Source organism: Pseudomonas sp. SWRI22 (genome assembly GCF_014268395.2).
GTDB lineage: Bacteria > Pseudomonadota > Gammaproteobacteria > Pseudomonadales > Pseudomonadaceae > Aquipseudomonas > Aquipseudomonas paracarnis.
The window spans coordinates 367,428-383,412 of sequence record NZ_JABWQK020000003.1 but is presented as its reverse complement, the minus strand read 5'-3'; the positions used below and the strand labels follow the sequence as shown (position 1 = coordinate 383,412).

Annotated in this window: 13 protein-coding genes; 6 read left to right on the top strand and 7 right to left on the bottom strand. The window is 60.7% G+C overall.

The features are described 5' to 3' along the window. Positions 1-98 precede the first annotated feature (98 nt). Positions 99-2,189, bottom strand: a complete 2,091-nt coding sequence (locus HU730_RS24760) for a mechanosensitive ion channel domain-containing protein (protein ID WP_186527198.1) — start codon at positions 2,187-2,189, stop codon at positions 99-101. 188 nt (positions 2,190-2,377) lie between these two features. Here HU730_RS24760 and HU730_RS24755 point away from each other — a divergent pair, with 188 nt between their 5' ends. Genes HU730_RS24755 through HU730_RS24740 form a run of 4 tightly spaced genes read left to right on the top strand, consistent with a single transcriptional unit; the run spans position 2,378 to position 6,291 of the window. Beyond that, positions 2,378-3,304, top strand: a complete 927-nt coding sequence (locus HU730_RS24755) for a DUF72 domain-containing protein (RefSeq protein WP_054896945.1) — start codon at positions 2,378-2,380, stop codon at positions 3,302-3,304. Continuing rightward, entirely contained in the window at positions 3,301-4,077 is a 777-nt protein-coding gene (locus HU730_RS24750; protein ID WP_032895083.1) for an endonuclease/exonuclease/phosphatase family protein, read from the top strand. Before HU730_RS24755 ends, HU730_RS24750 begins: the two co-directional genes overlap by 4 nt. Then, on the top strand, positions 4,074-5,336 hold the full coding sequence (clsB, locus tag HU730_RS24745) for a cardiolipin synthase ClsB (protein WP_034125924.1): 1,263 nt from the start codon (positions 4,074-4,076) through the stop codon (positions 5,334-5,336). Before HU730_RS24750 ends, clsB begins: the two co-directional genes overlap by 4 nt. Next, positions 5,326-6,291, top strand: coding sequence for a lysylphosphatidylglycerol synthase domain-containing protein (locus HU730_RS24740; RefSeq protein WP_089042534.1), 966 nt, complete (start codon positions 5,326-5,328; stop codon positions 6,289-6,291). The genes clsB and HU730_RS24740 overlap by 11 nt, the downstream gene beginning before the upstream one ends. Positions 6,292-6,403: 112 nt before the next feature. Here HU730_RS24740 and HU730_RS24735 read toward each other — a convergent pair whose 3' ends face one another. The 3 genes from HU730_RS24735 to HU730_RS24725 form a co-directional block, all read right to left on the bottom strand. Next, positions 6,404-7,159 carry an alpha/beta fold hydrolase gene (locus HU730_RS24735; protein WP_019818878.1) on the bottom strand — a complete coding sequence of 252 codons (756 nt, stop codon included), beginning with the start codon at positions 7,157-7,159 and terminating at the stop codon, positions 6,404-6,406. Continuing rightward, positions 7,149-8,258, bottom strand: a complete 1,110-nt coding sequence (locus HU730_RS24730; protein WP_186527197.1) for a DUF3182 family protein — start codon at positions 8,256-8,258, stop codon at positions 7,149-7,151. The genes HU730_RS24735 and HU730_RS24730 overlap by 11 nt, the downstream gene beginning before the upstream one ends. Positions 8,259-8,427: 169 nt before the next feature. After that, positions 8,428-9,399 (bottom strand): GlxA family transcriptional regulator, encoded by a 972-nt coding sequence (locus HU730_RS24725; protein WP_054918190.1) that lies wholly within the window; start codon positions 9,397-9,399, stop codon positions 8,428-8,430. Between the two features lie 96 nt (positions 9,400-9,495). On the opposite strand from HU730_RS24725, the gene HU730_RS24720 reads away from it, so the two are divergent. After that, positions 9,496-10,059 carry a cysteine hydrolase family protein gene (locus HU730_RS24720; protein ID WP_057975594.1) on the top strand — a complete coding sequence of 188 codons (564 nt, stop codon included), beginning with the start codon at positions 9,496-9,498 and terminating at the stop codon, positions 10,057-10,059. Between the two features lie 21 nt (positions 10,060-10,080). On the opposite strand, the gene tam is transcribed toward HU730_RS24720, so the two are convergent. From tam to HU730_RS24705, 3 genes are all read right to left on the bottom strand, one after another. Continuing rightward, positions 10,081-10,842, bottom strand: a complete 762-nt coding sequence (gene tam, locus HU730_RS24715) for a trans-aconitate 2-methyltransferase (protein WP_186527196.1) — start codon at positions 10,840-10,842, stop codon at positions 10,081-10,083. Between the two features lie 185 nt (positions 10,843-11,027). Next, positions 11,028-11,543: a single-stranded DNA-binding protein gene (locus tag HU730_RS24710; RefSeq protein ID WP_003232445.1), complete on the bottom strand. Its 516-nt coding sequence runs from the start codon at positions 11,541-11,543 to the stop codon at positions 11,028-11,030. Between the two features lie 9 nt (positions 11,544-11,552). Then, entirely contained in the window at positions 11,553-12,947 is a 1,395-nt protein-coding gene (locus HU730_RS24705; RefSeq protein ID WP_014720149.1) for an MFS transporter, read from the bottom strand. A gap of 178 nt (positions 12,948-13,125) precedes the next feature. Here HU730_RS24705 and uvrA point away from each other — a divergent pair, with 178 nt between their 5' ends. Further along, the gene (gene uvrA / locus HU730_RS24700) at positions 13,126-15,960 is read left to right on the top strand and encodes an excinuclease ABC subunit UvrA (RefSeq protein WP_181125288.1); all 2,835 of its coding nucleotides are present in this window, start codon (positions 13,126-13,128) and stop codon (positions 15,958-15,960) included. The last annotated feature ends 25 nt before the right edge of the window (positions 15,961-15,985 follow it).

Sequence of the window (15,985 nt, the reverse complement as noted above, 5' to 3'; positions counted from 1 at the left end):
CCTCATCGGGAGCAAGCCCCCTCCCACACTTGAAACGTGTTCACAAATCTCAATGTGGGAGGGGCTTGCTCCCGATGGGGCCAGGACAGCCACCTTCATCATTGAGACCTGGGCTGCTCCGTCAACACCACCGCATCCTGCTCATGCTCCTGCGCCACACGCTTAGGCAACAACACCTGCTGTGGATAAGTTTGCGCAAAATGCACCTCATCACAGTTATCCACAAGCTTTTTCAAACGCTGATTAAACGCACGGCTGACTGCGTATTGGCCACCCGAAACCGTGCGGAACTGCGCCGTGAGCACCACGCCATTGAGGTCCATCTTGTCCACCCCGAACACTTCCAACGGCCCTTGCAGGTTGTACTTGAGGAACACATCGTCGCGGATCGATTGGCCGGCCTCGCGGATTAGCTCCACGGCCCTGTCCACGTCAGTGTCGTAGGTGAACTGCACCGAGAAGAAGGCATAGGCAAATTGACGGGACTGGTTGGTGACCGCCTTGATCTGCCCGAACGGCACCGAATGCACAAACCCCTTGCCGTCACGCAGGCGCAGGGTGCGGATGGTCAGGCCCTCCACGGTGCCAGCGTGACCAGAGTCGAGCACCACCCAATCGCCGATGGACAGGGTGTCTTCGATAATGATGAACAGGCCAGTAATCACGTCCTGCACCAGTTGCTGGGAACCGAAACCGATCGCCAGTCCCACCACCCCGGCGCCCGCCAGCAACGGCGCGACATTGATGCCCAGATTGGCCATGGTGGTGATCGCGCAGATCACCACCAGGATGATCTTCACCGCATTGCGCAGCAGCGGCAGGATGGTTTTCACCCGGGTACTGGGCTGGCGACTGGAGCGCTTATTCACCGGTGGTTTGAGGGCTTCCTGGATCGCGGTGTCGAGCACCACCCAGAACAGCCAGGTCACCAACAGGATCAGGCCGATACTGCTGAGGGAATCACTGATGGCCCGGCCCACCGAGTTGCGCTGGGCGAATTCGAACAGCGAAACGCCCCAGATACGCCCGAGTATCTCGATAAACGCGATGGCCATGACGATACGCAAAATTGCGTGCAGCAAACTCAGGAAGCGTTCCTTGTAGGCACTGCTGCGTTGGATCGATACCTGGCTGCGGGACTTGAACAGGTGTTGCAGCACGGTGCTGAGAAACACCGTGCCGATCAGTAACAAGGTGGTGAGCAACGCGCAGCGCAGGGCCTCTTGGTTGTCGTCACCGGCACCAATCAGGTTGACCGCCGACACCAGCACCATCAACAGAATCGGCCAGTACCAGAGCCCGGAAAACACCCGCAGCGACTGTTGCAATGCTGGATGTTTGAGACGCTGGGCCAACGGCCGATTGCGGATCAAATGGGCCACCGGCCGCCGCAGGCGTACCACCAGCACGCCAAAGATGACCGCGGCAAACAGGCCGGTAAACACGGCGATGCTGCTGGTGATATTGCCGCCCAACTGACGAGCGATTTGCGGGCTGGTCAGCGCATCGCTGAGGGCCGCGAGAAAGCCGATCAGGAACAGCGGCTTGGGGCAATAGTCACGAATGATCTGCACGGCAGGCCGCTTGTGCCCGACGTTGAACATGACAATGACGCACAGCAACAGCGAGGTGGAAAAGATGCCACTGCTGGTGGCGTAGGCAAAACACAGTGCCAGGGCTCGGCCGACAGACGCAGGTAAAAAGTGACTGACATAAAGGGTCAGCGGCAGGCAGATCAGCGCTGGAATCGTGTAGGGCACCACATAGCTCAGCAAGCCTTGCAGCCGTTGACGCCGCGCAAGGAACGGGCGGCGGCTCGATCGTTGCACAACCAGACGCCCAAGCATCGTCAACAGGGCAAAGGCACCGGCCCACACGCCGGACAACAGCAGGAAATCGCCGGCCACGCTCCAGGGCGAGCGTGCGGCTGTCTGGTCTACCAGGCGCCCTACTTCGTCTGCGGCGCGATCAGCACGCAGGCGCCAGGCGTCGATGAGGTTCTGGTCGAGGTCGAGCTTGTTCTGCACGTCGTCGATGCTGGAGCTGATGGCCCCGAGCAACCCGCCTTCTACCAGCAGTTCCGGCTTGGCGGGTGTGTCGGCAGCAGGCGCAGAGGCCGCCGCCAGCAATGCGCCATTGCCGCAGAGCAGCAGCGCGCCGAGCAGTAATGCAGTCTTTAAATTCAGCAAAACAGCAAGCTCCTTCAGCAGGGTCTGTAAGGAACTGACGAGCTGGGGCCTTTATCGTTCCCTGCATTTGCAATGCCCCTCCCGCATTTCACCCCTATTACCGCCTGTAGGAATGTGGAAACTTTCAGCCAAATAGCGCAGTCATCCCATAACGGAGGTCACCTCACCCACCATCCACGGGAGTAAACATGGCGGCGATTCACATCGGCATTTCCGGCTGGCGCTACACGCCCTGGCGCGGAGACTTTTACCCCGAAGGGCTGACCCAGAAACGCGAGTTGCAGTTTGCGTCACGCGCCGTCAACAGTATCGAAATCAACGGCTCGTTCTACGCGCTGCAAACCCCCAAGCGCTACGCCGAGTGGTATGCCGATACGCCCGAAGGTTTCCTGTTCAGTGTCAAGGCGCCCCGTTTCATCACGCATATCCTGCGCCTGCGGGACGTGCACAAGCCGATGGCGAATTTCTTCGCTTCCGGCGTGCTGGAACTCAAAGAAAAACTCGGCCCCATCCTCTGGCAGTTTCCGCCCAGCTTCAAATTCGACGCCACGCTGTTCGAAACCTTTTTGGCTGAATTACCTACCGATACCCAGCAGGCAGCCGCCCTCGCCCGCCAGCATGAGCCACGCCTGAACGGCAAGGCGAGCATGAAGGCCTATGCCAAGAAGCCTTTGCGCCATGCCGTGGAGATTCGCAACAAGACTTTTGCCGTGCCGGAGTTCATCCAACTGCTGGATAAGCACGGTGTGGCGCTGGTGGTCGCGGACACCGCCGGCAAGTGGCCGTACGTGGAAGACGTGACCGCCAACTTCATGTACCTGCGCTTGCACGGCGACAAGCAGTTATACGCCAGCGGTTATAGCGCCGAAGCGCTCCAGCGCTGGGGCGACCGCATCGAGCGCTGGGCCCAGGGCAAGCAGCCTGCCGATGCACACCTCGTCGACCCGCACCACACACCCCGCAGGCGTAAACACCGTGACGTGTTCTGCTTTTTCGACAACGACATCAAAGTTCGCGCCCCCTTCGATGCACGCCAATTGCTGCAACGTTTCGGGCTGGACCAACACCTGCTCACCGAACCTGGCCGGCTGCCGGAACCAGGAGTATTGCCATGACGCATCCAGAGCTGATCCCCACCCCGCCGACCACCGCCATCACCCGTTTCACGGTGCTGACGGTTAATATCCACAAGGGTTTCACCGCACTGAATCGCCGTTTCATCTTGCCCGAGCTGCGTGAAGCGGTGCGCAGCGTGGGCGCAGACATGGTGTTCTTGCAGGAGATCCATGGCACTCACGAACGCCATCCCCAGCGCTACAGCGACTGGCCAAAAATGCCGCAGTATGAATTCCTCGCCGACAGCATCTGGCCGCAGTTTGCCTATGGGCGCAATGCGGTGTACCCCCATGGCGATCATGGCAATGCACTGCTGTCGAAATTCCAGATCATCCGCTACGACAACCTCGATATTTCGCAAAGCGGCCATGAAAACCGCGGCCTGCTGCATTGCGTGTTGCGCCTGCCGGGCAGCGGCCAGCAGGTGCACGCGATCTGCATCCACCTGGGCTTGCGCGAGGTGCATCGCCAACAACAATTGCGCTTGCTGGAACAACGTATCAGCGAGATTCCCGCCGATGCGCCGTTGGTGGTCGCTGGCGATTTCAACGACTGGCGGCAAAAAGCCGACCTGAGCCAAAGCGGCCTGCAGGAAGTGTTCATGCACACCCTCGGCAAACCGGCGCGCACCTTCCCGGCACGCCTGCCGTTGCTGCCGCTGGACCGCATTTATGTGCGCAACCTGACGGTGCACAACCCTCGCGTGCTCACCACTCGTCCCTGGTCCCATTTATCAGACCATGTGCCGCTGTCGGTGGAGGTTGAGCTATGAACGTTGCGGTAGACCATATCGCCACAGACCAACCGCCAGATGACAGCAAGGCGCGAGATCTGGATTACGGCTGGCAGAGCGGCAATCAGGTGGTGTTGCTGGAGAACGGCGAGGCGTACTTTCCTGCCGTGTTCGAGGCATTGCGCAGCGCCGAGCGCGAGATCCTGCTGGAGACCTTCATCCTTTTTGAAGACAAGGTCGGCTTTGAGCTGCACAGCATCCTCATCGAGGCGGCCCAGCGCGGGGTGAAGGTGGTGGTCAGCCTCGACGGTTTTGGTTGCGGCGAGCTGAGCCCGGGCTTCCTGCGGGAGTTGGCCGAAGCCGGGGTGATGGTGCAAATGTTCGACCCGGCGCCCAAGACCTTCGGCATACGCACTAACTGGTTTCGCCGCCTGCACCGCAAGATTGTGGTGGTGGATGCCCGCGTGGCGTTTATCGGCGGGATCAATTTTTCTGCTGACCACTTGGCGGATTTCGGCCCCGAAGCCAAGCAGGATTACGCCGTGCAGGTGATCGGCCCGGCCGTGGCCGACCTGCACCATTTCGCCCTTGCCCAAAGTGGCCGCCAGGTGCGCAGCCGTCGCGGTTGGCGGCGGCGCCAGCAGCGGCCTTCACCCTGGACGAACGAGCCAGGCGACGGCCTGGTACGCCTGATCTACCGCGACAATATCCAGCATCGTGACGACATCGAAGACGCGTATATCCACGCCTTGAGCCAGGCCCGGCAGCGGGTGGTGATCGCCAACGCGTACTTCTTCCCCGGCTATCGCCTGCTTCGCGAGATCCGTAACGCGGCGCGCCGTGGCGTGCAGGTGCAATTGATCATGCAGGGCCAGCCCGACGTGCTGTTGGCAAAACTTGCCGCGCGCATGCTCTATGACTATCTGCTCAAGGATGGCGTGGTGATTCACGAATACTGCCAACGCCCACTGCACGGCAAGGTGGCGCTGGTGGATGACGAATGGAGCACCGTCGGTTCGAGCAACCTGGACCCACTCAGCCTGGCATTGAACCTGGAGGCCAATGTGCTGATTCGCGACCGGGCTTTCAATCAGCAGCTCTACGAACGCCTGGAAGCCCTCGCCCACAATCATTGCCAGACCATGCCGGAAAAGCGCAAGCCACGCCTGTGGCTCTGGCGCTTGACCGTGGGTTTCCTGGTGTTTCATGTGATGCGCCATTTCCCGGTACTGGCCAGTTGGTTGCCGGCCCACAAACCGCGCTTGAAACCTTTTGAGGCCACGCCCCATGACGTCTGAAGCCCGCCCCCAAACGCAAGCCTCGGGGTTCAAGCGCTGGAAGAAACCGCTGACGATTGCGTTCTTCGTGCTGCTGATCGTGTTGTTTACCCTGCTCGCCCGGCGCATCGACTGGAGCGAAGTGTTCCAGACCCTGAGCGAGTTCAAGCTACGCACATTGTTCATCGCCGGCGCGCTGACGCTGTGCAGTTTTATCGTCTATGCCTGCTTCGATTTGATCGGCCGCACCTACATTCGCCAGCCGTTGCGTTGGAAGCAGATATTACCGGTGGGCATCATCAGCTACGCGTTCAACCTCAACCTCAGCGCCTGGGTCGGCGGCATCGCCATGCGGTATCGGCTGTATTCACGCCTGGGCGTGAGCACCAGCAATATCGCCAAGATCCTCGGCCTGAGCCTGGCCACCAATTGGTTCGGCTATATGGTGTTGGCCGGGGTGGTGTTCAGCAGCGGGTTGGTGACCCTGCCGCCAGGCTGGAAGCTCAGCACCGGCGCCTTGCAAGGTGTCGGGGTGTTATTGGTGATCGCGAGCCTGGGCTACCTGGCGGCGTGCCGGTTTTCGAAAAAGCGTGCGTGGTCGATTCGCGGTATCGAGATCAACTTGCCGTCGTTGCGCATGGCCTGTTTGCAGTTGGCCCTGGGTGCGTTGAACTGGTCATTGATGGCCGCGGTGATCTTTACCTTGCTGCCGGCCAAACTGGATTACCCACTGGTGCTAGGCGTGCTGTTGATCAGCGCGATTGCCGGAGTGGTCACCCACATCCCCGCCGGGTTGGGGGTGTTGGAGGCGGTGTTCATTGCGCTGTTGCAACATGAGGCGTCGCGGGGGAGTTTGCTGGCGGGGCTGATCGCGTATCGGGCGATTTACTTTATCTGCCCGTTGTTGATTGCACTGGTGATGTATTTGGGGGTGGAGGCCAAGGCCAAGGCGTTGCGGGTTAAGAAAACAGCCTGATGAGACGGTGGTGATTGTTGAATCGCTATCGCGGGCAAGCCCGGCTCCCACAGGGGAATGCATTCCAAGGTGGTGCCAGGCTTGCCCGCGATAGCGATCACAAGGGCAACGACTATCGGGCCTGAATGATGCTCAACCGCTCCCCCACCACCATCTCGGTAATCCAGTCCACCAGGATCGAGGTGTACGCCTGCTGCGACACCGGGTCGCTCAGGGAATGGTCGGCGCCGTCGATGATGCGGTGGGTCAGCGAATGGGTCTGCTGGCACGCTGCGCGGTAACTCATGATGGTGGCGTGGGGCACATGGTCGTCGGTTTCCGATTCGACAATCAGCACATCGCCGGTAAATTGCGCGCAGGCATGCAGTGCACGGTTGGTTTCGGCGTGCACGAGGGTGCCACGGTAATCCATCAGGTCGGCTTTATCCAAGTCGCGCTTGGGCTTGAGCCATTCCTGGTCGCGGTACAGCGCCGGCACTCGCAGCGCCAGCCAACGTACCGGGCGCAATGAGGTGAGGATCGCCGCGAGGTACCCGCCATAACTGGTGCCCACCACTGCCACCGCCGAGGTGTCGATAGCCGGGTGGGACAGCAGGCGATCGTAAGCGGCCAACAGGTCGCGCAGATTGTCTTCGCGGGTGACGCGGGACAAGGGGATGCCGGTGCCAGCATGGCCACGCAGGTCGAAGGTCAGGCATACACATCCAAGGCCTGCGATGCCTTTGGCCCGCTCCAGGTCGCGCTCCTGGCTGCCGCCCCAGCCGTGCACGAACAACACGCCGGGCACTTTGGACTTGGGACTGAGGAATGTCCCGCTCATCTGTTCGTCGTCTATATCGATGGTGATGCTCTCGCTTCTAGCCGTCATAAGTCTTGACCGTCACATACTTGAGTAGAAAGTCGCTGTTTTCGGCCGGGCCTCGGTATACCTCGATGGCATCCGCCGGCAGCGCCTGGTCTACATAGGTTTCTACCGAGGACACACGGATGGCCTTAAGGCCCGGATGGTTGATAAAACTCTGCAACGCCGCGACTTCCGCGCTGCTGGCCCCGCCCATGCGCCAGGATTGTTCGAGCACACCACTGCGGCGCTGGCCTGTGCTGTCCAGGCCTTGGGCGATGTCGTAGTTGCGGCGCGAGGCGAAGAAGCCTGGGTAGGCCTCATTCGCAGCACGGTCGAAAACCAGCGCCTGTTCGATGGCCTCACGCACGTCTTCAGGCAGATCCAGTTTGAGCAGGGCAGCGTAATCACCGGGGACGACCAGCAGATCGGAACCGCCGTAGACCTCTTCCCCCTGCCCGTCTTGCGTCAGGTGCTGCTCGCCGCAGTAGCTGAAGAGGTGAGCGCCGATAAAGCTCTGGCCTACACTGTGGGTGACCACCGCGCGCAGGTCTTGTTCCAGCACCACACCTTCATTGAACATTCGGGCCGCTTCCGGGCGCGCCACTATCGCGTCGAACTCATCCAGGCTGTGGATAACTTCCTGCCCCCGCCCTGCACAGGCATTTACGGGTTTCAGACGAATCGGGCCGCTGTAGAGCAAGCGGGTCGCGGCAGGCCGTGCATCCTCAAGGGCGAACACACTCACACCGTCCAACACCACGTCACGCACACGCTCGCAGAATGACGGCGACCAGCCTTCGGGCGCCTTGGCCTCGGGACTCAGCAGCCCGTGACTGATGGCTTTGGTGCAGATGAACGCGTGATCGACATAGCCGCCCCACAGATCTTGTGGCCCCTTGATATTGAGCTGGCGCGCTTGGGCTGGCCCGACCAGGGTTTGCGTGGGCAGCAGATACAATTCCCGACCCGCATGCAGGGCCGGGTCGTAACTGCCACCGAACTTGAGACCCAGGATCTGCGCGAGCCAGCGTGCGAGGGCGCGGTTGGTTTCGATTTCATGCAGGGGCGCCCCCTCTCGCATGGAGTGGGCGACCACCAACTTCTTGCGACTTATGGGGGTCATGCGGTCCCCTTTTCTATCAACCTTTGTGTAGCAGTGGGGTTGCATGGATCAGGCCAACGCTGGGATTGAGGGAAGAGCTGTTAAATCAATCAGTTGCGCAAAAAGTGATGGCCGTTAGCCTGTTTTATTCTGCACGACCCGGGGCGAAGCCTGCGGCGTTCTGCACGATTCAAACCCCAAAGCGGTTGCGGTAATCACTGGGGGACAGGCCGGTGATTTTCTTGAAGATGGCGCGAAAGGCGCTGGGGTCCTGATAGCCCACGGTCCAGGCAATGTGATCGATCGTGCCGTTGGTGAACTCCAGCATCTGCCGCGCCTTGCCGACTCGCAGATGCTGACAGTACTCGGTGGGTTTCAGCCCGGTGGCGTTGCGAAAGCGGCGCAAGAACGTGCGCTCCTCGAGGTTCGCCTCCTGCGCCATCGCCGCCACGGACACATCCACCGCGCCACTGGCCTGCAGCCAATGCTGGACCTTGAGGACCGCACCATCACCATGCCTGAGAATCGGCGCAAAGTTGCTACCGCACTGGCTGGCACTGGCGCTGTGCTCGATCACCAGAAAGCGCGCAGTGTCAGCTGCAATGCTCGGCCCCATAAGCCGATCGACCAGGCGCAGGCCCAATTCCGACCAGGCCATCAGCCCAGCGGAGGTGATCAGGTCGCCGTCATCGACAATAGGTTTATCCGCTTCCAGTCGCACCGCCGGGTAACAGGCCGCAAAAGACTTCGCGGAGGACCAGTGGGTGGTGGCACTGCGGCCATCCAACAGGCCGCTGCGCGCCAGCATGATCGAGCCGATGCACACGCCGCCCAGCACGGTGCCGCCCGCATGTTGCAGGCGCAGCCATTCCAGCAGCGCAGGCGGCGCCTGGTCTTCGGTGAACTCTGCAATCGAGGGCGGCACCAACACGGCCATCATCGGTTGCTCGGGGCCTGGGTGGCTGTCGAACGTGCGCGCGGGCGTGCCGTGGGCATCTACCTGCCAGTGGCTGACCCGCAGCAGCGGTAATTGCGCAGATTCATGCTCGGCGGCGATGCGGTTAGCGACCCCGAACAGGTCGGTCAGCCCGTGGACTGCGGCGAGTTGCGCACCCTGGTAGATCAACACACCCAGCTCGACAGTGCTGCGTTGCGCGGCCATTGTCAGTTTTCCCCCTGTTATTGTCGGTGCAGCCAATTCTCGGTGTGATCGCCAGCTAAGATACTAGGCCCATCAACCCATCACGAGGCAACACACATGGCCAAGCAGGCGCTCATCCTAATCGATATCCAGAACGACTACTTCCCCCAGGGCAAGTGGCCGCTCGACGGCGTGGAAGCCGCAGCGGACAAGGCGGCGCAGGTGCTCCAGGCGTTTCGGCAGGCAGGCGATGCGGTGATTCATGTACGGCATGAGTTCGCTGGCGACGACGCACCGTTCTTCACACCGGGCTCCGAAGGCGCGCATTTGCATGCCAAGGTGCTCAACGAGGGCGATGAACCGGTGGTGCTCAAACACTTCGTGAATGCGTTTCGCCAAACCAACCTGCGCGAATTGCTGGAACAGCGCAGCATCACCGAGGTGGTGGTGGTGGGTAGCATGAGCCATATGTGCGTTGACGCCGTGGTGCGGGCGGCAGCGGACCTGGGCTACAAGGTTACGGTGATCCATGACGCCTGCGCGACCCGCGACCAGGAATTCAACGGCCAGGTGATTCCGGCGGCACAGGTGCACGGGGCGTACATGGCCTCCCTGGCATTTGGCTATGCGGGTGTAGTGTCGGCAGAGGAATATCTGAAAGCCCAAGCAGCGGCTGCGTGACCGCCACCTGGGCTGATCGCTTTAGCGTGTGGCAATGATGAACAGCCGCGGAAAGGGCAACAACACCGTGCCATCGGCCAGGGCTGGATAAGCCTGGGTAATTCGCGCCTGGTATTGCTGCAGGAAGGCGGCTTTTTCATCGTCCGTCAACGGCGCAAGAAAAGGCCGCAATGCCGAAGCCTTGAACCACTCCACCACCGCCGCGTGGTCCGCCAAGGGGTGTTGATAGGTGGTGCGCCACACGTCCACGGTACTGCAATGCTTGCTCAGCAGTTCGTAGTAGTGACTGGCGGTGTGCCGTTCATTGTGTTTGACCGCCCCTATCTTTGCCGACCATGGGCCATCGGCCGCGACTTCTCGGGCCAGGCGATGAGCGGGCTCGTCAAGGTTGTCCGGGGTTTGCACCGCCAGCGTACCGCCTGGATTCAGTTGGTGGACCAAATGCGGGTAGAGCGTGGCGTGGTCGGGCAGCCATTGCAGCGAGGCATTGGCCAGAATCACATCCAAGCGTTGCGCAGGATGCCAGGCGCCGATGTCCGCCAGCTCGAAGTTCAACCTGGGCAGGCGCTTGCGGGCATTTGCCAACATGTCATCGGAGCTGTCCATGCCAGTGACGTGCGCTTGGGGGAAACGCTCGGCCAGCACTTCAGTGGAGTTTCCCGGCCCGCACCCCAGGTCGACTGCGGTGCCCACGTCGGTGTTGGGAATTGCCGCAACCAGGTCACGGACGGGGCGAGTGCGCTGCTGTTCGAACATCGTGTACTGCTTGGCGGACCAGGTCATCACAGCCTTCCTTCTTTGTTAGAGGTGGCGCCAGCCTAAATCTTGTGAGCCATGAGAACAAATGCTGGGGTTGGTGTGCTGCCTGTACAAAGGCACCCCGCGCGCGACGCCTGCACGTCGACCATAAAAAACCCCCGATGCTTTCGCTATCGGGGGTTTTGTTTGTTCAGGGTCGGTCTTGGACCTTAGAACGGGATATCGTCATCAAAGCTGTCGAAATCCGGAGCCGGTTGCGGAGCAGCCTGTTGTGGTGCTGGGCGCGACTCCCGCTGTGGCTGCTGGCTTGGCTGCGGACGCGACTGCTGTGGGCGCGGTGCCGAGTTGGACATGCCGCCCTGGCCCTGTTGGTCGCCCTGTGGACGGCCGCCCAGCAGTTGCATGGTGCCTTGCATGTCGACCACGATTTCGGTGGTGTAACGCTTGATGCCGTCTTTTTCCCACTCGCGGGTTTGCAGTTTGCCTTCGATGTACACCTGCGAACCTTTGCGCAGGTATTCACCGGCGATCTCCGCAACCTTGCCGAACATCGACACGCGGTGCCATTCGGTCTTCTCGACCTTCTGGCCGGTCTGCTTGTCGGTCCACTGTTCGCTGGTCGCCAGGCTCAGGTTGGTCACGGCGTTACCGTTAGGCAAGTAGCGAACTTCGGGATCCTGGCCGCAAGTACCGACCAATATGACTTTGTTAACCCCACGGGCCATAACGTTCTCCTAGGCTGGGCGCGCTGTCGGCACTGGGTTGACCAGTTGCTCGAGCGTCGCGCGATCCAATAATTCGGTGTCCAATTTGATGTAAATGGCCGCCTCTTCAGCGACCACGACTGCATCCGTTACCCCTACGACAGCCTTCAGGCGCTCTACCAGGCCGGCTTCGCGGATCGCCTCGGGCGATAGCGGCAAACGCAGACTGGTGACGTAGGGAGGTTCGCGCATGGTAACAGCAAAGACCAGCCAAAGTGCAGCCAGCCCGGCGCATCCGAGGAACACAACCGACAAACCGCCATGCTGGAACATCCAGCCGCCCATGATGCCGCCCAACGCGGAACCCAGGAACTGGCTGGTGGAATACACCCCCATGGCCGTGCCCTTGCCGCCTGCCGGTGAAACTTTACTGATCAGTGACGGCAACGACGCTTCGAGCAGGTTGAAGGCGGTGAAAAACACCACCGTACCGATCACCAATGCTCGCAGGCTGTCGCCGAACTGCCAGAAGAATAGTTCAGTGAGCATCAATGTCGCGACGGCGCCGAGTAAAACTCGTTTCATTTTGCGTTTCTTCTCGCCATAGATGATGAACGGGATCATGGCGAAGAACGAAATCAACAGCGCAGTGAGGTAGACCCACCAGTGCTGTTCCTTGGGCAGGCCGGCTTTTTCCACCAGGGCCAGGGGCAAGGCGACGAAGCTGCACATCAGCATGGCGTGTAATACGAAGATACCTAAATCCAGGCGCAGCAAGTCCGGGTGCTTGAGCGTGGGAAGCAACGCCTTGCGTGCGACGCCCGATTCACGATGCTGCAGGGTACCGGTGGAGCGCGGCACCATAAAGGCAACTATCAGGATGCCAAACAACGCCATGCCGCCCGTGGCCAGGAACAGCCCATGCAAGCCGAACGCGCGCGTGAGCAAGGGCCCGACCACCATGGCCACGGCAAACGACAGGCCGATGGTCATGCCGATCATCGCCATGGCCTTGGTGCGGTGTTGTTCGCGGGTCAGGTCCGACAGCAGCGCCATCACGGCGGCGGAAATCGCACCGGCGCCCTGCAGGATGCGGCCGGCGATCACGCCCCAGATCGAATCGGATTGGGCCGCTAGCACACTGCCAAGGGCGAATACGATCAGCCCGAGATAGATCACCGGGCGACGGCCAATGCGGTCGGAAATAATCCCGAACGGGATCTGGAAAATTGCCTGGGTCAGGCCATAGGCACCAATCGCCAGGCCGATCAAGGCGGGGGTCGCACCTGCGAGATCCATCCCATAGGTGGCCAGCACTGGCAACACCATAAACATGCCCAGCATACGGAAGGCGAACACCAGGGCCAGCCCGCTTGCCGCTCGGGTCTCGCCGCTACTCATGCGTTCGCTGTGGGGATCGTGCATGGAAAAACCTCGTGTGAACCGGCGGCGATTCTACCAGTCCCATCGATTGAGAGGGTATATGCGGCGCTTTGCCGCGCAGCTTTCATGTAAGGCTGCAAGCGGCGTTTTGACAGTGTATATTCATCCAGTCTTTAGCCGTATACTCCGGCATCATTTACGCCCGCCGTGCGAGGCCATCTTGGACAAGATCCTGATTCGTGGGGCTAGAACCCACAACCTGAAGAACATCGACCTGACCCTGCCCCGGGACAAACTGATCGTCATCACCGGCTTGTCCGGCTCCGGCAAATCGTCCCTGGCGTTCGACACGCTGTATGCCGAAGGTCAGCGTCGCTATGTGGAATCGCTGTCGGCCTACGCCAGGCAGTTCCTGTCGATGATGGAAAAGCCCGATGTCGACACCATTGAAGGCCTGTCGCCGGCTATTTCCATCGAGCAGAAATCCACGTCCCACAACCCGCGCTCCACCGTGGGTACCATTACCGAGATCTACGACTACCTGCGCCTGCTCTACGCACGCGTGGGTATCCCCCGCTGCCCGGACCACGATATTCCCCTGGAAGCCCAGACCGTCAGCCAGATGGTCGACCTGGTGCTGGCCCAGCCCGAAGGCGCCAAGCTGATGCTGCTGGCGCCTGTCATTCGCGAGCGCAAGGGCGAACACCTGTCGGTCTTCGAAGAGCTGCGTGCCCAGGGTTTTGTACGTGCGCGCATCAACGGCAAGCTCTATGAGCTGGACGAAGCGCCGAAGCTGGACAAGCAGAAAAAGCACTCCATTGATGTGGTGGTCGACCGATTCAAGGTGCGCGCCGACTTGCAGCAGCGTTTGGCGGAATCGTTCGAAACCGCGCTGAAGCTGGCCGATGGCATTGCCCTGGTAGCGCCGATGGATAACGAGCCGGGCGAAGAGATCATCTTCTCCGCACGCTTCGCCTGCCCGATCTGTGGCCATGCCATCAGCGAGCTCGAACCCAAGCTGTTTTCCTTCAACAACCCGGCCGGCGCCTGCCCGACTTGCGACGGCCTGGGTGTGAAGCAGTTTTTCGACATCAAGCGCCTGGTCAATGGCGAGCTGACCTTGGCCGAGGGTGCGATACGCGGATGGGACAGACGTAACGTCTACTACTTCCAGATGCTTGGGTCGTTGGCCTCCCACTACAAGTTCAGCCTGGAAGTACCGTTCAACCAACTCCCGGCAGACCAGCAGAAGGTCATTCTAAATGGCAGCGGTTCGCAGAATGTCGACTTCAAATACCTGAACGATCGCGGCGATATCGTCAAGCGCTCGCACCCGTTCGAAGGCATCGTGCCGAACCTGGAACGCCGTTACCGCGAAACCGAATCGGCGAGCGTGCGCGAGGAGCTGGCGAAGTTCCTCAGCACACAGCCATGCCCGGATTGCCGTGGCACGCGCCTGCGCCGTGAAGCCCGGCATGTATGGGTGGGCGAGAAGACCCTGCCGGCAGTAACCAACCTGCCGATCGGCGATGCCTGTGAATACTTTGGCGTGCTGAAGCTGACCGGTCGTCGTGGAGAGATTGCCGACAAGATCCTCAAGGAGATTCGCGAGCGATTGCAGTTCCTGGTCAACGTGGGCCTGGACTATCTGTCGCTGGACCGCAGTGCCGATACCCTGTCTGGCGGTGAGGCACAGCGCATTCGCCTAGCCAGCCAGATCGGCGCCGGCCTCGTGGGCGTGCTGTATATCCTCGACGAACCCTCGATTGGCTTGCACCAACGGGATAACGACCGCCTGCTGGGCACGCTGAAACACCTGCGCGATATCGGCAATACCGTGATCGTGGTCGAGCATGATGAAGACGCTATCCGCCTGGCGGACTACGTGGTCGATATCGGCCCCGGCGCGGGCGTGCATGGTGGCCATATCGTTGCTGAAGGCACGCCTGCCGAGGTGATGGCACATCCTGATTCACTGACCGGCAAATACTTGTCTGGCCGTGTGAAGATTGAAGTACCCGCCAAGCGAACGCCGCGTAACAAGAAGATGGCGCTGCATCTCAAGGGCGCGCGCGGGAACAACCTGCGCAATGTCGACCTGGAGATTCCGCTGGGCCTGCTGACCTGCGTGACCGGTGTTTCCGGTTCGGGCAAGTCGACGCTGATCAACAACACCCTGTTCCCACTGAGTGCCACCGCCCTGAATGGCGCGACCACCCTGGAAGCGGCGGCTCACGACAGCATCAAGGGCCTGGAGCATCTGGACAAGGTGGTCGACATCGACCAGAGCCCGATTGGGCGTACGCCTCGCTCCAACCCAGCTACCTACACCGGGCTGTTTACCCCTATCCGTGAGTTGTTCGCTGGCGTGCCAGAGTCGCGCTCACGGGGTTATGGGCCGGGCCGTTTCTCGTTCAACGTCAAGGGTGGCCGCTGTGAAGCGTGCCAGGGTGATGGCCTGATCAAGGTGGAAATGCACTTCCTGCCGGACATCTACGTGCCGTGCGATGTGTGCAAGAGCAAGCGCTACAACCGCGAGACCCTGGAGATCAAGTACAAGGGCAAGAGCATCCACGAGACCCTGGAAATGACGATCGAGGAAGCTCGCGAGTTCTTCGACGCAGTGCCGGCGCTGGCGCGCAAGCTGCAGACGCTGATGGATGTGGGCCTGTCGTACATCAAGCTGGGGCAGTCAGCGACCACGCTGTCGGGTGGCGAGGCGCAGCGGGTCAAGCTGTCTCGCGAGCTGTCCAAGCGTGATACCGGCAAAACCTTGTACATCCTCGATGAGCCGACCACTGGCCTGCACTTCGCGGATATCCAGCAGTTGCTGGACGTACTGCACCGCTTGCGGGACCACGGCAATACCGTGGTGGTGATCGAGCACAACCTTGATGTGATCAAGACTGCCGACTGGCTGGTAGACCTGGGGCCAGAAGGTGGTTCTAAGGGTGGCCAGATCATCGCAGTGGGCACTCCGGAGCAGGTTTCCGAAATGCCTCAATCGCACACCGGTTACTACTTGAAACCGTTGCTGGAACGCGACAGGGCCTGATTTTTTCATCGCCCAATAAAAAGCC